The organism is Paraburkholderia sp. BL27I4N3 (genome assembly GCF_003386115.1).
GTDB lineage: Bacteria > Pseudomonadota > Gammaproteobacteria > Burkholderiales > Burkholderiaceae > Paraburkholderia.
Genome location: NZ_QREJ01000001.1, coordinates 3,747,750 through 3,765,659, shown reverse-complemented (window position 1 = coordinate 3,765,659; position 17,910 = coordinate 3,747,750). Strand labels below are relative to the sequence as shown.

Below are 17,910 nucleotides of genomic sequence, written 5' to 3'. Positions count from 1 at the left end.
TCATCCTCGACGTGGCGTCGGCGGCACCGGCGGCAAGCCGGACGGTGCAGTGTGCACGTCGGGCGCCGCGGCGGTGTGCAATTCGGCCGGCGCGGGCGGGCCGGCGACCGAACTGACGGCGGCCGCCGCGCTATCGGCGGAGGTGCGCGGCAGTGGGCGCTGGCTGCGGTCGCCAAGTTCGTCGGCGAGGTCCCACAGAATGCGCGGATCGAATGTGACCACCACCGCGAACATCAGTGTCAGCACGCCGAACGCGAACAGCGCCGCTTCGGGAATCACGCGCGCGAGACTGACCATCTTCACGATCGTGATCAGAACGCCGAGCATGAACACTTCGATCATGCCCCACGGGCGCACGAACTGAATGGCGCGCAGCACCTGATTGAAGGCGGGCGGCACATAACCCGCGCGCAGCGGGATCAGCACATAGAGCAGTGCAAGGAGCTCAGTCAGCGGAAACAGAATGGTCGAGCAGAACACCATGACCGCGACGATCTGCATGTCTTCGCCCCACAGCGCGACGAGCGCGCCGAACAACGTGGTCTGCGAGGTGATGCCATTGGTTTCGAGTTCGACGATCGGGAAGCCCTGCGCGATCAGGAAAGTGATCAGCGCGCCGAGCGTCATTGCGCTGATGGCGTCGAGCTTGCGGGCCACGCCGCTGTAAAGCGTCGCCCCGCAACGCGGACAGCGCGCGACCGTGCGCCCGACAAGCCGCGGCTTGCGGAACAGCGTATCGCATTCATGGCACGCAATCAGGTTGTCATGGTCCATAGAGCAAGGGGCCGACGGTGTGAGGGGAGGCGTGCAATGCCCGTTCTATGGCAGGTCTGATAAAAAAGGTGGAGCAATAGTACCAAAACGCGCCCGGACGTCGCACGGACCGTCGCATGGGCTGCGGACCGCGGGCGGGGCGGCCTGTTCAGCTGACGGTTGATCCTACATGCAATCGGTATAACTCTGACAGCCTCCGTCCCCAATTGTTCAATGCCGGCGACGTGGGCGAAGAAACTGCCGATCCGCGGCGCGTCAGCGGCCCGCAGCCAGTTTTTTCCGATTGGGGTAGCATGGCCGCCTTGGCGCGTGCCGCAACCGGCATGGTCCCGTAATACGCGTCGATGCCATGTGCATCGAAGGCTGGAATAGCAGTGCGGGCTGCGCCGTTAACCTCTCTTAGCTTGCGTTGACCTGTCATGGCACTCAATCCTTCGTTCGCCAGCCGCGAGTCGTACACGCGGACTGCCATCGCCCTGCATTGGCTGATCGCGCTGCTGATCGTGTGCGGCTTCGCGCTCGGCTGGGTGATGACCGATATTCCCGGCTTCACGCCCACCAAGCTGAAGTACTTCTCGTGGCACAAATGGATCGGCGTGACGGTGTTCGCGCTCGCCGTCCTGCGCATTCTGTGGCGCGCCACGCATGCGGCCCCCGTGATGCCGCGCCGCATGCCGGTCTGGCAGCGCGGCGCGGCGCATCTCGTGCACCTGCTGCTGTACCTGCTGATGATCGCGATTCCCGCCTCGGGCTATCTGTACAGCTCGGCGGCCAATATCCCGGTGGTGTACCTCGGGCTGATTCCGCTGCCGCGCCTGATCGCGCCGGATCCGCATCTCAAGGAACTGCTGAAGAACGTGCATATCACGCTGAATTACACCTTGCTCGTGCTGGTCGCGTTGCACGTTGTGGCCGCGCTCAAGCATCAATGGCTGGACCGCGACGGCCTGCTCTCACGCATGCTCCCTTTCCTCAAATAAGGACAACCATGAAGGTTTCGTTTTATCGCTACATGCTCGCCGCGTTCGCTGCGGCCTCGCTGACGGTGGCAGGCAGCGCCTTGGCGCAAGTCGACGTCGCGAAGAGTTCGGTGACGGCCACCTCGAAGCAGATGAACGTGCCGGTGGAAGGCAAGTTCGGCAAGTTCACCGCGCAGATCAAGTTCGATCCGGCAAAACCGGCCGACGGCACCGCGCAGCTCAGCATCGACGTGGCCAGCTACGATCTCGGCGACGAAAGCTACAACGACCAGGTGCGCGGCAAGGACTGGTTCGACGCGAAGACCTATCCGAGCGCCACTTTCGTCTCGAGCGCGATCGCGCCGGCCGGCGGCAACCAGTTCAAGGTGACGGGCAAGCTGACCGTCAAAGGCAAGTCGCAGACGGTGGTGGTGCCGGTGACGGTGACCCAGCAGGGCGCCGTGCAAACCTTCGACGGTTCATTGCCAATCAAGCGCTCGCAATTCGACATCGGCACCGGGGAATGGAAAGACACCTCGGTAGTCGCCGACGAAGTGGTCATCAAATTTCATATCGTTGCAGCACATAAGTGATGTCCGCGGCGCGGTTCGGGCGCGGCAGCTTTCTTCAAGAACCTAGGAGCGTGAATTGAAAACATCCATGTTGATCGCCGTCGGCGCGCTGGCTTCGACTTTTTCGTTCGGCGCGTTGGCGGCCGCCGATACCTATCAGCTCGACCCCACCCACACGTATCCGAGCTTCGAGGCGGATCACTTCGGCGGTATGTCGGTATGGCGCGGCAAATTCACCAAAAGCTCCGGCACGGTCACGCTCGACCGCGCGGCGAAAACCGGCACGGTAGACGTGACGGTCGATCCCGCGTCGATCGATACGGGCAACGGCAAGCTCGACGAGCACTTGAAGTCGAACGAGTTCTTCGACGTCGCCAAGTATCCGTCGGCGACCTATAAGGGCACCGATATCAAGTTCGACGGCGACAAGCCTGTCGAAGTGGTCGGCAGCCTGACCATGCACGGCGTCACCAAGCCGCTCAATCTGAAGATCGAGTCGTTCAAGTGCATGCAGCATCCGGTGCTCAAGCGCGAAGTGTGCGGCGTGGAAGCGAGCGCGCATTTCAGCCGCGCCGATTACGGCATGGATTTCGGCTCCAAGTACGGCTTCAGCATGGACACCAAGCTGCATATTCAATCCGAAGGCATCAAGCAATAAGCGCTTTCATGGGCGTTTGATTCAAGGTCTTCAGTCGCGTCGCCGTTGCGTCGCAACAAAAAAACCGTTTCGTTCGCTTTCGCGACGAAGCGGTTTTTTATTGCCCATTTGAAACGCTGAAAGCCTTACGCAGCGGCATCGCGCAATTCCGCACTCGCGCCGGTTTATTTTTTCGGGTACATAGAGCGCAGGCACCGTACTGGTTGTGCGCGCATCCAGTCGGGCGTTTGAGGCGTAATGCCAACATGAATAATATTTCGCGCGAATCGGAGATCTGCATGAACGCAACGACAGCAGCAAGCCTGGCGGGGAGCCGGCAGAATTCGTGGCGCGCGGTGGTCGCGGCCTCGATCGGCAACGCGCTGGAATGGTTCGATCTGGTGGTGTACGGTTTTTTCGCGGTGATCATCGCGAAGCTGTTTTTCCCGGCCGGTAACGACACGGTCTCGCTGCTCCTCACGCTCGGCACGTTCGGCGTGTCGTTCTTCATGCGGCCGCTCGGCGCGATCGTGATCGGCGCGTATGCCGACCGCGCCGGCCGCAAGGCGGCGCTCACGCTCTCGATCTTGCTGATGATGGGCGGCACGCTGATCATCGCGATTCTGCCAACCTATCAGAGTATCGGCCTCGCCGCGCCCGTGATCCTCGTGCTGGCGCGTCTGATGCAAGGTTTCTCGGCGGGCGGAGAATTCGGCAGCGCCACCGCGTTCCTCGCGGAACACGTGCCGGGGAGGCGCGGCTTTTTTGCGAGCTGGCAGGTGGCGAGCCAAGGCCTGACCACGCTGCTTGCCGCCGGTTTTGGCGTACTGCTCACCGGCAAGCTCTCGCCGGAACAGATGGGTTCCTGGGGTTGGCGCGTGCCGTTCATCTTCGGCCTGCTGATCGGTCCGGTCGCGTGGTACATCCGCACGAAGCTCGACGAGACGCCCGAGTTTCTCGCGGCCGAAACCACCGGGACGCCGCTGCGCGACACCTTCACGGGCCAGAAATTGCGCCTGCTGGTTGCGATTGGCGTGGTCGTGCTCGGCACGGTGTCGACGTATCTTGTGCTGTTCATGCCGACGTTCGGCGTCAAGCAGTTGGGACTGGCGCCTTCGGTGGCGTTCGCGGCGATTGCGCTGACCGGCCTGATTCAGATGGTGTTCTCGCCGCTGATTGGCCATCTGTCTGACCGGCACGGGCGCACCACGATCATGCTGATCTCGGCGCTGCTGCTGCTTGTGCTCATCTACCCGGCCTTCGTGTACCTGGTCGCGCATCCGACTTTCGGCACCTTGATTGCCATGCAGATCGTGTTCGGCTTTCTGATGACCGGATATTTCGCAGCGCTGCCAGGCCTGCTTTCGGAGATGTTCCCGGTGCAAACGCGTACCACCGGCATGTCGCTGGCTTATAACATTGCCGTGACGATCTTCGGCGGCTTCGGGCCGTTCATCATCGCGTGGCTGATCAGCGCGACGGGCTCGAAGGCCGCGCCGAGTTACTACCTCATTTTCGCCGCGCTCGTGAGTCTTGTCGCGTTGATGGCGGCGCGTCGCAAGCTAGGCTTTCGCTGAAGCGGGCGCTGTGCCGTCTCGCTCTGATGTAGGGCGGCGCGACGGCGAAGAAACGCGGCGGTAAACGCAAAAGGCCGGTTCATAATGAACCGGCCTTTTGCGTTGCGAGGTCTGAAACTACAACAGAATCAGACTTGCGCGCCTGCGTTCGGATCGTCCGCGTCGGTGCGGTCCTTCCTGTCCTTGATCAGATCTTCGCGCTTCACGCCGAACCACATGGCGAGCGCCGCGGCGACGAACACCGACGAGTAGATACCGAACAGAATACCGACCGTCAGCGCCAAGGCGAAGTAGTGCAGCGTCGGGCCGCCGAACAGGAACATCGACAGCACCATCATCTGCGTACAGCCGTGGGTGATGATGGTTCGCGACATCGTGCTGGTGATCGCGTGGTTGATCACCTCGATCACGGTGAGCTTGCGCTCGCGGCGGAAGGTCTCACGAATCCGGTCGAAGATAACCACCGACTCGTTCACCGAATAGCCGAGCACCGCGAGCACCGCAGCCAGCACCGACAGCGAGAACTCCCATTGGAAGAACGCGAAGAAGCCGAGAATGATGATCACGTCGTGCAAGTTCGCGATCACGCCGGCCACCGCGTACTTCCATTCGAAGCGGAACGACAGGTAGATCACGATACCGACCACCACGCAGGCCAGCGCGAGCAGGCCGTCGGTGGCGAGTTCCTTGCCGACCTGCGGGCCGACGAACTCGACGCGTTGCAATTGCACTTGCGGTGTGTCGGCCTTCAGCGCGGTCATCACCTGATCGCTCTGTTGCGCGGACGTGTAGCCCTGTTTGAGCGGCAGGCGGATCAGCACGTCGCGCGAGGTGCCGAAGTTCTGCACCTGAGCGTCGGCGTAACCGAGCTTGCCCAGCGTAGCGCGCACCGGTTCGAGCGGCGCGGCGCCCGGATACTGCACTTCGACAACCGTGCCGCCGGTGAACTCCACCGACAGATGCAGCCCGCGATGCAGCAGGAAAAACACAGCGGCAAGGAACGTCAGCAGCGAGATCGCGTTGAAAATCAACGCGCGCTGCATGAACGGAATGTCTTTGCGGAAACGGAAAAATTCCATGGTCTTGTTCTCCGGGACTCAGCGGGACGAACCCGGTTTCTGCGGCGTGCTCGATGAACCCGGCGACGAACCCGGCGCATTGCGGCGGCGCACGGTCGGCTTGCCGGCGCGTGCCTGCGCGACGGCGGCCCTGGCCTTCGACGGCTTGGCGGCGACCGCGGCAACGGCTTGCGCCGTGTCGGTCGCGGCGTCTTCGCTGCCGAGGTAAGCAGCCGAGCCTGCCGGCGCCGTCTCCGGACGCCACACCTGGCCGATAGCCAGCGACTTCAGCTTCTTCTTGCCGCCGTACCAGAGATTGACGATGCCGCGCGAGAAGAACACGGCCGAGAACATCGACGTCAGAATGCCGATACAGTGCACGATCGCGAAACCGCGCACCGGGCCGGAGCCGAATGCGAGCAGCGCAATACCGGCGATCAGTGTGGTGACGTTCGAGTCGAGAATCGTCGCCCAGGCGTGCGCGTAGCCGTTCTGGATGGCCAGTTGCGGCGGCGCGCCGTTGCGCAGTTCTTCACGCACGCGTTCGTTGATCAGCACGTTCGCGTCGATCGCCATACCGAGCGCGAGCGCGATAGCGGCGATACCCGGCAAGGTGAGCGTGGCTTGCAGCATGGACAGCACGGCGATCAGCAGCAGCAGGTTGACCGACAGGCCGATCATGGAGATCACGCCGAACAGCATGTAGTACGCGATCATGAAGACGGCGATCGCCGCGAAGCCCCACACCACCGAGTGGAAGCCCTTCTTGATGTTGTCCGCGCCGAGGCTCGGGCCGATCGTGCGTTCTTCGATGATGTCCATCGGCGCGGCCAGCGAGCCGGCGCGCAGCAGCAGTGCGAGGTCGGCGGCGCCTTGCGGCGTGGCCTGCCCGGTGATCTGGAAGCGGTCGCCCAGTTCCGACTGGATGGTTGCCACCGTCAGCACTTCGCCCTTGCCTTTTTCGAACAACACCATGGCCATCGGCTTGCCGATGTTGTCGCGCGAGATGCTGGCCACCGCGCGGCCGCCGGCCGAATCCAGACGGATGTTGACCGAAGGGCGTTGATGTTCGTCGAAGCCCGCCGACGCGTCGATAATCCGGTCGCCCGTGAAGATGATCTGCTTGCGCAGCAGCACCGGCGTCTGGTTGCCTTGCGTGAACAGTTCGTCGCCCGGCGGCACCGGATCGGACGGATTCGGATGCGTGTTGACCGGATCGGCGAGGCGCGCTTCGAGCGTTGCCGTGCGGCCGATGATGTCCTTCGCCTTCGCCGTGTCCTGCACGCCCGGCAGTTCGACCACGATGCGGTCGGCGCCTTGCTGCTGGATCACCGGCTCGGCCACGCCGAGTTCGTTCACGCGGTTATGCAGCGTGGTGATGTTCTGCTTGAGCGCGGCGTCCTGCACGGCTTTCTGCACTGCCGGCGTGAACGTGCCGACCAGTTGCACGCCACCGTCCGGGCCGGCTTGCGAGGCCCACTGGAGTTCGGCGATGCCGCGGCTCAATTGCTTCGACGCGTTGTCCGCCGTGGCCTGGTCGGCGAAATTGATCACCACCGACTGGTTCACGCGGTTCACGCCGCCGTCGCGGATATTCTTGTCACGCAGCAGCGTGCGCGCGTCCGAAGCGTCCGAATCGAGCTTTTTGTTCAGCGCGCCGGCCATGTCGACCTGCAGCAGGAAGTGGACGCCGCCGCGCAGATCGAGACCGAGGTACATCGGCAGCGCGTGCAGGGCGGTCAGCCAGCGCGGCGACGCGCTTTGCAGATTCAGCGCGACGATGTACTGCGGGTCGGTCGGATCGCTGTTCAGCGACTTCTGCAGCAGGTCTTTCACGCGCAGTTGCGTGTCGGTGTCCGGCAGACGCACGCGGATGTTCGCGTTGGTCGCCGAGTTGTCGAACGTGACGTCGTCCGGCTTGATCTGATTCGCGGCGAGCGCGGCTTCGACAGCCGACAGCGTGGTCGAGTCGAGCTTGACCGTTGCCTTGCCGCTCGACACCTGCACCGCCGGCGCTTCGCCGAACAGGTTGGGCAGCGTGTACACGAGGCCGATGACCAGAGCCACCAGCATCACGGCGTATTTCCAGAGGGGGTAACGATTCATGAGTGGTCCAACGGGAAGGTTGGCTTGGAAGCGATGCGTCCGGCGATGAGCGCGGGCGGTTCACGGTGTGCTGCGTGAACTGCCGGCGAGGCCGCGCCGGACGCGAGAGATTCGGCCTTACAGCGACTTGATCGTGCCCTTCGGGAGAATCGTCGTGACCGACGCTTTTTGCACGGTGATTTCCGTGCCTTCCGAGATTTCGACGCCGACGTAGGCTTCGCCCACCTTGGTCACCTTGCCGACGATGCCGCCATTCGTCACCACTTCATCGCCCTTGGCCATCGCGGCGAGCATGTTGCGATGTTCCTTCTGGCGCTTCATTTGCGGGCGAATCATGATGAAGTACAGCACGCCGAACATCAGGATCAGCGGCAGGAAGCTCATCAGGTTCGATTCAATGCCACCTGTTGCTGTGCCTTGGGCGAAGGCATTGGAAATGAACGACACGTTGGTCTCTCCGTTATAAGTCAAAACGATCAAAAAAATCAGCCGGTTATTCTACCACCGGCCCGACGCGCGTCAGCGCGGCGAATCGGCTTTGGGATCAACCGTTTAAAGCCTGCTTTGCCGTTTTTACCGCCGCTCGCGAAAGATAATTGTAAGGTTTTCCCGGCGAGGTGGACGGATTCTTCGGCTGAATCCGTTCTGCCGCGCCGTTACGGCGCCTCGGCGGTGCCGCGCGCGCGGTTCTCGTGAAAGCGTTTGCGGAAGGCCTCGAACATTTTCGCGTCGATTGCGTCGCGGATTTCCTGCATCAGTTCGAGGTAGTAGTGCAGGTTGTGGATCGTATTCAACTGCGCACCGAGGATTTCCCCTACTCGATGCAGATGATGCAGATAGCCGCGAGTGAAATTTCGGCAGGTGTAGCAGCCGCACTGCTCGTCGAGCGGGCGCAGCGAATTTTTATGCGCCGCGTTGCGGATCTTCACGTCGCCAAAACGCGTGAACAGCCAGCCGTTGCGTGCATTGCGGGTCGGCATCACGCAATCGAACATGTCGACGCCGGCGGCCACGCCCGCCACCAGATCTTCCGGCGTGCCCACGCCCATCAGGTAGTGCGGCTTGTTGGCCGGCAACTTGGGACCGATGTGGTTCAGCACGCGCATCATGTCTTCCTTCGGCTCGCCGACCGACAGACCGCCGATCGCGAGACCGTGGAAATCCTTTTCGGCCAAGCCTGCCAGCGACTCGTCGCGCAGGTCCTCGAACATGCCGCCTTGCACGATGCCGAACAGCGCGTTGGGATTGCCCAGCCGCCTGAATTCGTCGATGGAGCGCTGCGCCCAGCGCATCGACATGCGCATCGAATCGGCCGCTTCCTTGTGCGAGGTCGGCACGTTATTGGTCGCGTACGGCGTGCATTCGTCGAACTGCATGACGATGTCCGAGTTGAGCACTTTCTGGATCTGCATGGACACTTCGGGCGACAGAAACAGTTTGTCGCCGTTGATCGGCGACGCGAACGTGACGCCATCTTCGGTGATCTTGCGCAGATCGCCAAGCGAGAACACCTGGAAGCCGCCCGAGTCGGTGAGGATCGGCTTTTTCCAGCCCATGAAGCCGTGCAGACCGCCGTGCGCCTCGATCGTCTCCAGACCCGGGCGCAGCCACAGGTGGAAGGTGTTGCCGAGGATGATCTGCGCGTGCATTTCTTTGAGCTCGCGCGGCTGCACGGCCTTCACGGTGCCGTAGGTGCCGACGGGCATGAAGATCGGCGTTTCCACCACGCCGTGATTCAGCGTGACGCGGCCGCGGCGGGCCAGGCCGTCGACGCCGAGCAATTCGAAATTGAGGCCGTTTTCCGGGCGGACGTGATCGCCGAGGTAAGCGCCGTGATCGGCGCGCGTGCTAACGGATTGACCGTTGGTCATGAAAAAACTCCTGTGCTACCGGAAAACAGTCCGGCGCAAATGTTGAGCGCCGGCGGAAAGGTTCGCGGCGGGCTGGAACTGCGAAAATTCTCGTGGACGTCGATCAGACGTCGCGCCGCGTGAGCAGCATCGCGTCGCCGTAGCTGAAGAAGCGGTAACGCTGCTCGATCGCATGGCGATAGGTTTCGCGAATCGTCTCGACGCCCGCGAAAGCCGACACGAGCATCAGCAGCGTGGATTTCGGCAAATGGAAATTGGTGACGAGCCGGTCGACCACGCGGAATTTATAGCCCGGTGTGATGAAAATGTCGGTTTCCGTGCTGGCTGCGGCCAACGGGCGGCCTGCGGCTTCGGCGTCGCGCGCGGCGGCTTCGAGCGCGCGCATCGAGGTCGTGCCCACCGCGATCACGCGGTTGCCGCGCGCGCGCGTCGCCGCGATCTGGTCAGCGAGCGATTGCGGCAAGTGATACCACTCGCTGTGCATCTTGTGCTCGGCGAGATTCTCGACCCGTACCGGCTGGAAGGTGCCCGCGCCGACGTGCAGCGTCAGCGTCGCGCGTTCCACGCCTTTTTCGTCGAGGCGGGCCAGCAGCGTGTTGTCGAAATGCAGGCCGGCCGTGGGCGCGGCGACCGCGCCGGGATTCTGCGCGAACACCGTTTGATAGCGGGTTTCATCGGTCGAATCGGGATCGTGCTCGATGTACGGCGGCAACGGCAGCCGGCCGAACTGCTCGATCAGCGTCAGACAATCGTCGGGGAAATGCAGCGTGTAGAACGGCTCGACTCGCTCGCCGACCGTGACGTCGAATGCATCCGCCAGCCGGATCGTGGTGCCCGGCTGCGGGCTCTTGCTCGCGCGGATCTGCGCGAGCGCCGTGCGCTCGCCGGTGAGGCGCTCTACCAGCACTTCGATCTTGCCGCCACTGGCCTTTTGGCCGAGGAAGCGCGCCTTCAGGACTTTGGTATCGTTGAAGACCAGCAGATCGCCGGCCGTGATGCATTCGGGCAACTCGGCAAAACGGCGGTCGATCAGGCGCGCGGGGCCGGTGGCGTCGGCCGGGTGATCCACCTCGAGCAGGCGGCTGGCGCTGCGCTCGGGCAGCGCGACTTGCGCGATCAGCTCGGGAGGCAGATCGAAATCGAAATCGGAAAGCGTCAACATACGAACGACTGGAAGCGAAATGAACTGAATTGAGCCGAAGCCGGAGCCGGGCGGCTATGATTGCGGGACGCCAGAGCGGCCCGCGAGCCCGCGCGCTGTATGGCGCCGAACCCTTTGACAGCCGATATTGTACTTGCGAAGCAGCCCATGCCATTGTCCGACCGCCGATCGCCCTCCGTTACCGATGAAGTGAGCGCCGAACCCAGGCGCCGCGTCTCGCGCGGCAAGGCGGTGGCGGGAGTGAGCGACGCGGGCCAGGGTGTCGGCGCGGACGCCGGGTTGAACGCTGGAAAAGCTTCGCGACAGAGTGACGAGTCGGATGGCAAGCCCGTTGACGAAGTTGGCGGCAAACGCGCCGGCGAGCCCGCTGAAACATCTGTCGGCGAGCGCGTCGGCCTTGTGGATCCATCCGGTGACACACACGTCGGCAAGCCTGCCGACATATTCGGCGACAGGCCCGCCGGCAAGCCCGGCCCCAAGGTTGCCGCAAAATCCGCAGTGAAGTCCGGCGCGAAATCCGCCGCCAAACCCGCGGACAAAACCGCCGACAAGCTCGCCAAACTCGGCCTGACGCGCGACATCGACCTCGTGCTGCATTTGCCAATGCGCTACGAGGACGAAACCTCGCTGACGCCGATCGGGCATCTGCTGCCGGGCGGCGTTGCGCAAACCGAAGGCGTGGTGTTCGACAACGAGATCGCCTATCGTCCACGCCGTCAGTTGTTGGTGAAACTGCGCGACGACGCCGGCGACGAACTGGTGCTGCGTTTTCTGAATTTCTACGGCTCCCAGGTCAAGCAGATGGCGATCGGCGCGCGGCTGCGGGTGCGCGGCGACGTGCGCGGCGGTTTCTTCGGCATGGAGATGGTGCATCCGGCCGTACGCGTGGTCGACGAAGACACGCCGCTGCCGCAGGCGTTGACGCCCGTGTATCCGAGCACCGCAGGCGTAACGCAGGCGTATCTGCGCAAATCCATCGACAACGCGCTGTCGCGCACGTCGCTGCCGGAACTGCTGCCGGAGTCGGTCGCGCGGACGTTTATGGAGCCGCTCGGCGTGCCGTCGCTGATGGACGCTGTGCGCACGCTGCATCATCCGGGCGTTCAGTCCGATGAGACCGCGTTGATCGACGGCACGCATCCCGCGTGGGTGCGCATCAAGTTCGAGGAATTGCTCGCGCAGCAGATGTCGCTCAAGCGCGCGCACGACGAACGCCGCACCCGCGCGGCGCCGGCCATGCCGCGCCGCAAGCTGGGCGACGAATCAGCGCTGGTGGCGCGTCTGCTGAAAGCGCTGCCGTTTTCGCTGACGGCGGCGCAGGAGCGCGTCGGCGGCGAGATCGCGCTTGATTTGACGCAGCCTCATCCGATGCAGCGGCTTTTGCAGGGGGACGTCGGCAGCGGTAAGACGATCGTCGCCGCGCTGGCCGCGGCACAGGCCATCGACGCCGGCTACCAGGCCGCGCTCATGGCGCCGACGGAAATCCTCGCCGAACAGCACGCGCGCAAACTGCGCGGCTGGCTGGAGCCGCTCGGCGTGAGCGTTGCGTGGCTGGCCGGCAGTCTGAAGGCCAAGGAAAAGCGCGCCGCGATCGAAGCCGCCGCGCTCGGCACGGCGCAACTCGTGATCGGTACGCACGCGATCATTCAGGACGCGGTCGAGTTCGCGCGCCTCGGGCTGGTGATCGTCGACGAACAGCACCGTTTCGGCGTGGCGCAGCGGCTCGCGCTGCGCGCCAAGGCACTGAACGCCGCCGATGGCGCCCGTAACTTCCAGCCGCATCAACTGATGATGTCGGCGACGCCGATTCCGCGCACGCTCGCGATGACGTATTACGCCGATCTCGACGTCTCGACCATTGACGAATTGCCGCCCGGGCGCACGCCGATCCTGACCAAGCTGGTGTCCGATGCACGGCGCGAGGAGGTGATCGGACGCGTGCGCGAGGCTGCGTTGACGGGGCGCCAGGTGTACTGGGTGTGTCCGTTGATCGAGGAAAGCGAGACCTTGCAGTTGCAGACCGCGGTCGAGACGTATGAGACGCTGGTGGCCGCGTTGCCCGAACTGAATGTCGGTCTCGTGCATGGACGGCTTGCACCGGCTGAAAAGGCGGCCGTGATGGATGCGTTCACGCGTAACGAGGTGCAGCTGCTGGTGGCGACGACGGTGATCGAAGTGGGCGTCGATGTGCCGAACGCGTCGTTGATGGTGATCGAGCATGCGGAGCGGTTTGGGCTTGCGCAGTTGCATCAGTTACGGGGACGGGTGGGGCGCGGGAGTGCGGCTTCGGTTTGTGTGCTGCTTTATACCGGGCCTTTGTCGATGACTGCGCGGGCGCGGCTTCAGACAATGCGGGAGACCACTGATGGGTTTGAGATCGCCAGACGGGATCTCGAGATTCGTGGACCGGGGGAGTTTTTAGGGGCGCGGCAGTCGGGCGCGGCGATGTTGAGGTTTGCTGATCTTCAGAATGATCAGTGGTTGATTGAGCCTGCGCGGGAGGCTGCGGCGGTTTTGCTTGAGAAGTTTCCCGAGGTCGTGTTGCAGCATCTGGCGCGCTGGCTTGGCGCGCGGGAGCAGTTTTTGAAGGCTTGAAGGTGAGGATTTGCCTGCTCGGCGGGTTTTTTTGTGTTGGCCTTTCCTTGGCTTGTTAGTGGTCTATTAGCGTCGCCCCTGTGCGGGGCAGGCACCTACTTTCTTTGCCGCGGCAAAGAAAGTAGGCAAAGAAAGCCGCTTTACACCGCCAGCTCATAAGCGGGGCTCCTGGCTTGGAGGGGGCAGTGGTGCATCTGGAATCCGTGTTCTCGCACATTTCGCCCTGGTGACAAGGCAGTCATTCTTCCGGCGGCGCTGCGCGCGCCGTGGCGGTACTTCATCAGCCAGTGGATAGGTCCGGGCATCCACCTGCGGTCGCTTTCCACGCGGCGCCACCGCGTACCGATGCAGCCAAGCAATCCAACCATCCCGCCGGGATTCGCCGAGGCGAAGCCGACGGACCCCCTTCGCGTGATCGAAAGCCAGCTTTTCAAGCAGACCGCTCCGGCGAGCACGTAGTGCGAGGCGGGACGTATGACTGCTTTGTCACTCGCGGGGAATGTGCGAGACGACGGATTCCAGATGCACCACTGCCCCCTCCAAGCCGAGGGACCCGCTTATGAGCTGGTGGTGTGAAGCGGCTTTCTTTGCCTACTTTCTTTGCCGCGGCAAAGAAAGTAGGTGCCTGCCCCGCACAGGGGCAACGCTAATAGACCACTAACAACGCAAGGAAAGGCCAACCAGCAAGAAAGCCCCACCAAACCCCCCAGCGCCCCGCGCAAATAACCCCAAACAGTTGGCGAACCGACCCTATAGGTGTATAACTAGAACCTATCGAACTCACCGCACTGATTGGTCCCCTAATGACGCTCACCGAATTGAAATACATCGTCGCGGTCGCCCGCGAGCGGCACTTCGGCCGGGCCGCCGAAGCGTGTTTCGTTAGCCAGCCGACGCTGTCGGTCGCAATCAAAAAGCTCGAAGACGAACTGAACGTGCAGATCTTCGAGCGCGGCACCAGCGAAGTGAGCGTCACGCCGATCGGCGAACAGATCGTCACGCAAGCGCAACGCGTTCTCGAACAGACGCTCGCCATCAAGGAAATCGCGAAACAGGGCAAAGATCCGCTGGTCGGGCCACTGCGTCTTGGCGTCATCTACACGATCGGGCCGTACCTGCTTCCCACACTCGTCAAGCAGATGATCAAGCGCGTCCCGCAAATGCCCTTGATGCTGCAGGAAAACTACACGCTCAAGCTGATCGAACTGCTCAAGCAAGGCGAAATCGATGTCGCCATCATGGCGCTGCCGTTTCCGGAAACCGGCCTGATGCTGCGCCCGCTATACGACGAGCCTTTCGTGGTTGCCTTGCCGTCTGGGCATGCCTGGGAAAACCGCCCGAAAATCGATGCTGACGATCTCAAGCAGGAAACCATGCTGCTGCTCGGCAGCGGTCACTGCTTCCGCGATCATGTGCTGGGCGTCTGCCCGGAACTGATGCGCTTTTCGCAAAACGCGGACGGCATCCAGAAAACCTTTGAAGGGTCCTCGCTGGAAACCATCCGCCACATGGTGGCGAGCGGTGTCGGCATTACCGTGCTGCCGCGCATGTCGGTGCATGAAGTCAAGCCGCACGCCGGCGGCATCGATTCGGGGCTGCTGAGCTACGTCGCTTTCGACGAGCCCGTGCCGGATCGCCGCGTCGTGCTGGCCTGGCGCAAGAGCTTCACGCGCATGCCCGCGATTGAGGCCATTTGCGACGCTATCAACTCCTGCGATCTGGCGGGCGTCAAGAAGCTCGATTTGCCGGTCGCGGTCAACTAGACAGATGCCCCACGAAGGCCGGCTCGCCGCGTAAGCCCAGCGGGCGACCGGCTTGGCGCCCATATAAGGCGCCGACAGCCGCCAGGCCTATCGAATAGATAAAATTAATCAAACACGTTATTTCGATAGCATTGTTATAGTTTGCTCCATGGATCGCCCGATCCCAAAGACCCCGGAGGAAATCATGACGCAATCCAAGCCGCGACAAGTCCAAATCCTCGTCCCTCGGACGGCCGTTGCGCCGAGCCGTTTTGCCGCCTCAATGCTCAGCGCGCGCACTGTCATGTTTTCCCTGCTGGTCGATCGGGCCTTGTCCGCCTAGCGCATGAGCCTCTGGCCTCAGTGTGCCGCGCCGCTCCCCCACAATCTGTTCCGATAAAAGCCAACCAGGAGTCACGCATGTCCGAACGTAAGCTCACCAGTGCCGCCGGCGCACCCGTCGCCGACAACCAGAATTCGATGACCGCAGGCGCGCGCGGCCCGGTTGTTTTGCAAGATGTCTGGCTGCTCGAAAAACTCGCCCACTTCGATCGTGAAGTGATTCCGGAACGCCGCGTTCACGCCAAAGGTTCAGGTGCGTTCGGCACGTTGAAGGTCACGCACGACATTTCGCGCTATACGAAGGCCAAGGTGTTCGCGCAAGCCGGCAAGGAAACGCCGCTCTTCATGCGCTTTTCGACGGTCGCGGGCGAGCGCGGCGCCGCCGATGCCGAACGCGACGTGCGCGGTTTCTCGATCAAGTTCTACACGGAAGAAGGCAACTGGGACGTGGTCGGCAATAACACGCCGGTATTCTTTATCCGCGATCCGCTGAAGTTTCCGGACTTCATCCACACGCAAAAGCGCGACCCGTACACCAACATGCGCAGCAATGTGGCCGCGTGGGATTTCTGGTCGCGTCATCCGGAATCGCTGCATCAAGTGACGATTCTGATGAGCGACCGCGGCATTCCGCAGAATTACCGTCAGATGCACGGCTTCGGCTCGCACACGTATTCGTTTATCAACGCCGCCAACGAGCGTTTCTGGGTGAAGTTCCATTTCAAATCAATGCAAGGCATTGAGAACTTCACCGATGCCGAAGCGGCACAAGTCGTCGCGCAAGACCGCGAAAGCGCGCAACGCGATCTGGTCGGCAACATCGACGCGGGCAATTTCCCGAAGTGGCGCTTCGCCATTCAGGTGATGCCGGAAGCAGAGGCCGTCACGTATCGCTTCAACCCGTTCGACATCACGAAAGTGTGGTCGCAGAAGGACTATCCGTTGATCGACGTCGGCACGATCGAGTTGAATCGCAACGCACAGAATTACTTTGCCGACGTGGAGCAGGCGGCGTTCACGCCCGCCAATGTGGTGCCGGGTATCGGCTTCTCGCCGGACCGTCTGTTGCAGGGCCGTCTGTTCTCATACGGCGATACGCAGCGCTATCGGCTCGGCATCAATCACCATCAGATTCCGGTGAATGCAGCGCGCGTCCCGAGCCCGCATTCGTTCCATCGCGACGGCGCGATGCGCACCGACGGCAATCTCGGCGGCAACGTGAATTACGAGCCGAACCGCTTCGGCGACTTTGCGCAGGACGCCGACGCAGCCGAACCGCCGCTCGCGGCGGGCACGGTGGATCGCTACGAGCATCGCCTGGACGACGACTACTACACGCAGCCGGGTATGTTGTTTGCGCTCTTCGATACGGCTCAGCGCGAGCGTCTGTTCGGCAACATCGCACGCCATATCAACGGCGTGCCGCAGGAAATCGTTGCGCGTCAGATCGAGCATTTCCGTCGTGCCGATCCCGCTTACGCGCAAGGCGTGATCGCCGCGATGGCCGACCTCGCGGAACGCAGCGGGCAATAAGCAGCAATCGCACAGTTGAAGTCATGCAGTAGAGCGGGCGCATTTGCGTTCCGCTAGTACCGATACGAACCGAAGGAGCACGATCATGATGCAGATGATGACGAGCATGTCAGGCGGCACGTCAGCCGCAAACAGCGCGCAACGGCATGCATTGGTCGCGCGCAGGGCGGTAGGCTTTGCGATCTTCGCGAGCGGAGTGGCCGTGATCGTCGCGCAGGCGCTGCAACACGCGCTCGGCGGTTGATGGAAGCCGCCGCCTGGACGCGGCAAGTGGCCACGCGTCATACGAACGCAGCAGCTTTCCAGGCTAAACTGTCGAGCGTTCGAGCTGTCGAGTTTGCTATCCGCAGACCGTCACTTTGCCGACCGGTTCGTATCACTCTTCAAAGGAGTCATCATGGCCAAAAAAGAAGCCACAGCAGCCGTACAGCACGTCAATATCGGGATCAGCGACAAAGATCGCAAGAAGATTGCAGAAGGTCTGTCGCGCCTGCTCGCCGACACCTACACGCTGTATTTGAAGACCCATAACTTCCACTGGAACGTGACGGGTCCGATGTTCAACACGCTGCACCTCATGTTCGAAACGCAATACAACGAACTGGCGTTGGCGGTCGATTCGATCGCCGAACGGATTCGCGCGCTGGGTGTGCATGCGCCGGGCAGCTACAAGGAATTCGCCAAGCTGTCGTCGATTCCGGAAGCGGACGGCGTGCCGGCCGCGGAAGAAATGATCCGCCAGCTGGTGGAAGGTCAGGAAGCTGTCGTGCGTACCGCGCGCGCAATTTTCCCGTCGACGGAAGCCGCCAACGACGAACCGACGGCCGACCTGCTGACGCAACGCATGCAAACGCACGAAAAGACCGCGTGGATGCTGCGCTCCATGCTGGCTTAAGTATCTGCGCGCAAGGCGCCTCGTTTCGGCGCCGGCGTTGAAGTTGAAGTTAAAGTTGAATGCGACTCCAACAAAGCCTCCCTGCGC

Annotated in this window: 15 protein-coding genes; 9 read left to right on the top strand and 6 right to left on the bottom strand. The window is 62.5% G+C overall.

The window, feature by feature from the left end; genetic code table 11:
- Window positions 1-774: a paraquat-inducible protein A gene (locus tag B0G71_RS16980; RefSeq protein ID WP_116142877.1), complete on the bottom strand. Its 774-nt coding sequence runs from the start codon at window positions 772-774 to the stop codon at window positions 1-3.
- Window positions 775-1,193: 419 nt separating this feature from the next.
- Here B0G71_RS16980 and B0G71_RS16975 point away from each other — a divergent pair, with 419 nt between their 5' ends.
- The 4 genes from B0G71_RS16975 to B0G71_RS16960 all read left to right on the top strand — a co-directional run bounded on the left by B0G71_RS16975 (window position 1,194) and on the right by B0G71_RS16960 (window position 4,519).
- Window positions 1,194-1,754: a cytochrome b gene (locus B0G71_RS16975; RefSeq protein WP_106281928.1), complete on the top strand. Its 561-nt coding sequence runs from the start codon at window positions 1,194-1,196 to the stop codon at window positions 1,752-1,754.
- An 8-nt stretch (window positions 1,755-1,762) separates the two neighbouring features.
- Window positions 1,763-2,326 carry a YceI family protein gene (locus tag B0G71_RS16970; RefSeq protein WP_116142875.1) on the top strand — a complete coding sequence of 188 codons (564 nt, stop codon included), beginning with the start codon at window positions 1,763-1,765 and terminating at the stop codon, window positions 2,324-2,326.
- A 67-nt stretch (window positions 2,327-2,393) separates the two neighbouring features.
- Window positions 2,394-2,963, top strand: coding sequence for a YceI family protein (locus tag B0G71_RS16965; RefSeq protein ID WP_116142873.1), 570 nt, complete (start codon window positions 2,394-2,396; stop codon window positions 2,961-2,963).
- A gap of 278 nt (window positions 2,964-3,241) precedes the next feature.
- Window positions 3,242-4,519 (top strand): MFS transporter, encoded by a 1,278-nt coding sequence (locus B0G71_RS16960; protein ID WP_116148680.1) that lies wholly within the window; start codon window positions 3,242-3,244, stop codon window positions 4,517-4,519.
- Between the two features lie 128 nt (window positions 4,520-4,647).
- Here B0G71_RS16960 and secF read toward each other — a convergent pair whose 3' ends face one another.
- The 5 genes from secF to queA form a co-directional block, all read right to left on the bottom strand.
- On the bottom strand, window positions 4,648-5,598 hold the full coding sequence (gene secF, locus B0G71_RS16955) for a protein translocase subunit SecF (RefSeq protein WP_106281923.1): 951 nt from the start codon (window positions 5,596-5,598) through the stop codon (window positions 4,648-4,650).
- A gap of 18 nt (window positions 5,599-5,616) precedes the next feature.
- Complete coding sequence (secD, locus tag B0G71_RS16950) at window positions 5,617-7,683, bottom strand: protein translocase subunit SecD (protein ID WP_116142871.1); 2,067 nt, start codon at window positions 7,681-7,683, stop codon at window positions 5,617-5,619.
- Between the two features lie 117 nt (window positions 7,684-7,800).
- Window positions 7,801-8,130 carry a preprotein translocase subunit YajC gene (gene yajC / locus B0G71_RS16945; protein WP_007179286.1) on the bottom strand — a complete coding sequence of 110 codons (330 nt, stop codon included), beginning with the start codon at window positions 8,128-8,130 and terminating at the stop codon, window positions 7,801-7,803.
- Window positions 8,131-8,339: 209 nt separating this feature from the next.
- Window positions 8,340-9,554: a tRNA guanosine(34) transglycosylase Tgt gene (gene tgt / locus B0G71_RS16940; RefSeq protein ID WP_116119002.1), complete on the bottom strand. Its 1,215-nt coding sequence runs from the start codon at window positions 9,552-9,554 to the stop codon at window positions 8,340-8,342.
- A gap of 103 nt (window positions 9,555-9,657) precedes the next feature.
- On the bottom strand, window positions 9,658-10,716 hold the full coding sequence (queA, locus tag B0G71_RS16935) for a tRNA preQ1(34) S-adenosylmethionine ribosyltransferase-isomerase QueA (RefSeq protein ID WP_116142869.1): 1,059 nt from the start codon (window positions 10,714-10,716) through the stop codon (window positions 9,658-9,660).
- 147 nt (window positions 10,717-10,863) lie between these two features.
- Here queA and recG point away from each other — a divergent pair, with 147 nt between their 5' ends.
- From recG to B0G71_RS16910, 5 genes are all read left to right on the top strand, one after another.
- Window positions 10,864-13,311, top strand: a complete 2,448-nt coding sequence (recG, locus tag B0G71_RS16930; protein ID WP_241974468.1) for an ATP-dependent DNA helicase RecG — start codon at window positions 10,864-10,866, stop codon at window positions 13,309-13,311.
- Between the two features lie 803 nt (window positions 13,312-14,114).
- The gene (locus B0G71_RS16920; RefSeq protein ID WP_106284513.1) at window positions 14,115-15,074 is read left to right on the top strand and encodes a LysR substrate-binding domain-containing protein; all 960 of its coding nucleotides are present in this window, start codon (window positions 14,115-14,117) and stop codon (window positions 15,072-15,074) included.
- A gap of 399 nt (window positions 15,075-15,473) precedes the next feature.
- Window positions 15,474-16,928: a catalase gene (locus B0G71_RS16915; protein ID WP_116142865.1), complete on the top strand. Its 1,455-nt coding sequence runs from the start codon at window positions 15,474-15,476 to the stop codon at window positions 16,926-16,928.
- A gap of 85 nt (window positions 16,929-17,013) precedes the next feature.
- Entirely contained in the window at window positions 17,014-17,172 is a 159-nt protein-coding gene (locus tag B0G71_RS41390) for a hypothetical protein (protein WP_181916781.1), read from the top strand.
- A 153-nt stretch (window positions 17,173-17,325) separates the two neighbouring features.
- A complete protein-coding gene (locus B0G71_RS16910) occupies window positions 17,326-17,823 on the top strand; it encodes a Dps family protein (RefSeq protein ID WP_106284510.1) in 498 nt (165 codons plus the stop codon).
- Window positions 17,824-17,910 lie beyond the last annotated feature (87 nt).

Excerpts from the sequence above, each read along its gene's own strand:
- B0G71_RS16980 (WP_116142877.1), bottom strand. The coding sequence starts at position 774 with ATGGACCATGACAACCTGATTGCGTGCCATGAATGCGATACGCTGTTC.
- B0G71_RS16975 (WP_106281928.1), top strand. The coding sequence starts at position 1,194 with ATGGCACTCAATCCTTCGTTCGCCAGCCGCGAGTCGTACACGCGGACT.
- B0G71_RS16970 (WP_116142875.1), top strand. The coding sequence starts at position 1,763 with ATGAAGGTTTCGTTTTATCGCTACATGCTCGCCGCGTTCGCTGCGGCC.
- B0G71_RS16965 (WP_116142873.1), top strand. The coding sequence starts at position 2,394 with ATGTTGATCGCCGTCGGCGCGCTGGCTTCGACTTTTTCGTTCGGCGCG.
- B0G71_RS16960 (WP_116148680.1), top strand. The coding sequence starts at position 3,242 with ATGAACGCAACGACAGCAGCAAGCCTGGCGGGGAGCCGGCAGAATTCG.
- secF (WP_106281923.1), bottom strand. The coding sequence starts at position 5,598 with ATGGAATTTTTCCGTTTCCGCAAAGACATTCCGTTCATGCAGCGCGCG.
- secD (WP_116142871.1), bottom strand. The coding sequence starts at position 7,683 with ATGAATCGTTACCCCCTCTGGAAATACGCCGTGATGCTGGTGGCTCTG.
- tgt (WP_116119002.1), bottom strand. The coding sequence starts at position 9,554 with ATGACCAACGGTCAATCCGTTAGCACGCGCGCCGATCACGGCGCTTAC.
- queA (WP_116142869.1), bottom strand. The coding sequence starts at position 10,716 with ATGTTGACGCTTTCCGATTTCGATTTCGATCTGCCTCCCGAGCTGATC.
- recG (WP_241974468.1), top strand. The coding sequence starts at position 10,864 with ATGCCATTGTCCGACCGCCGATCGCCCTCCGTTACCGATGAAGTGAGC.
- B0G71_RS16920 (WP_106284513.1), top strand. The coding sequence starts at position 14,115 with ATGACGCTCACCGAATTGAAATACATCGTCGCGGTCGCCCGCGAGCGG.
- B0G71_RS16915 (WP_116142865.1), top strand. The coding sequence starts at position 15,474 with ATGTCCGAACGTAAGCTCACCAGTGCCGCCGGCGCACCCGTCGCCGAC.
- B0G71_RS41390 (WP_181916781.1), top strand. The coding sequence starts at position 17,014 with ATGATGCAGATGATGACGAGCATGTCAGGCGGCACGTCAGCCGCAAAC.
- B0G71_RS16910 (WP_106284510.1), top strand. The coding sequence starts at position 17,326 with ATGGCCAAAAAAGAAGCCACAGCAGCCGTACAGCACGTCAATATCGGG.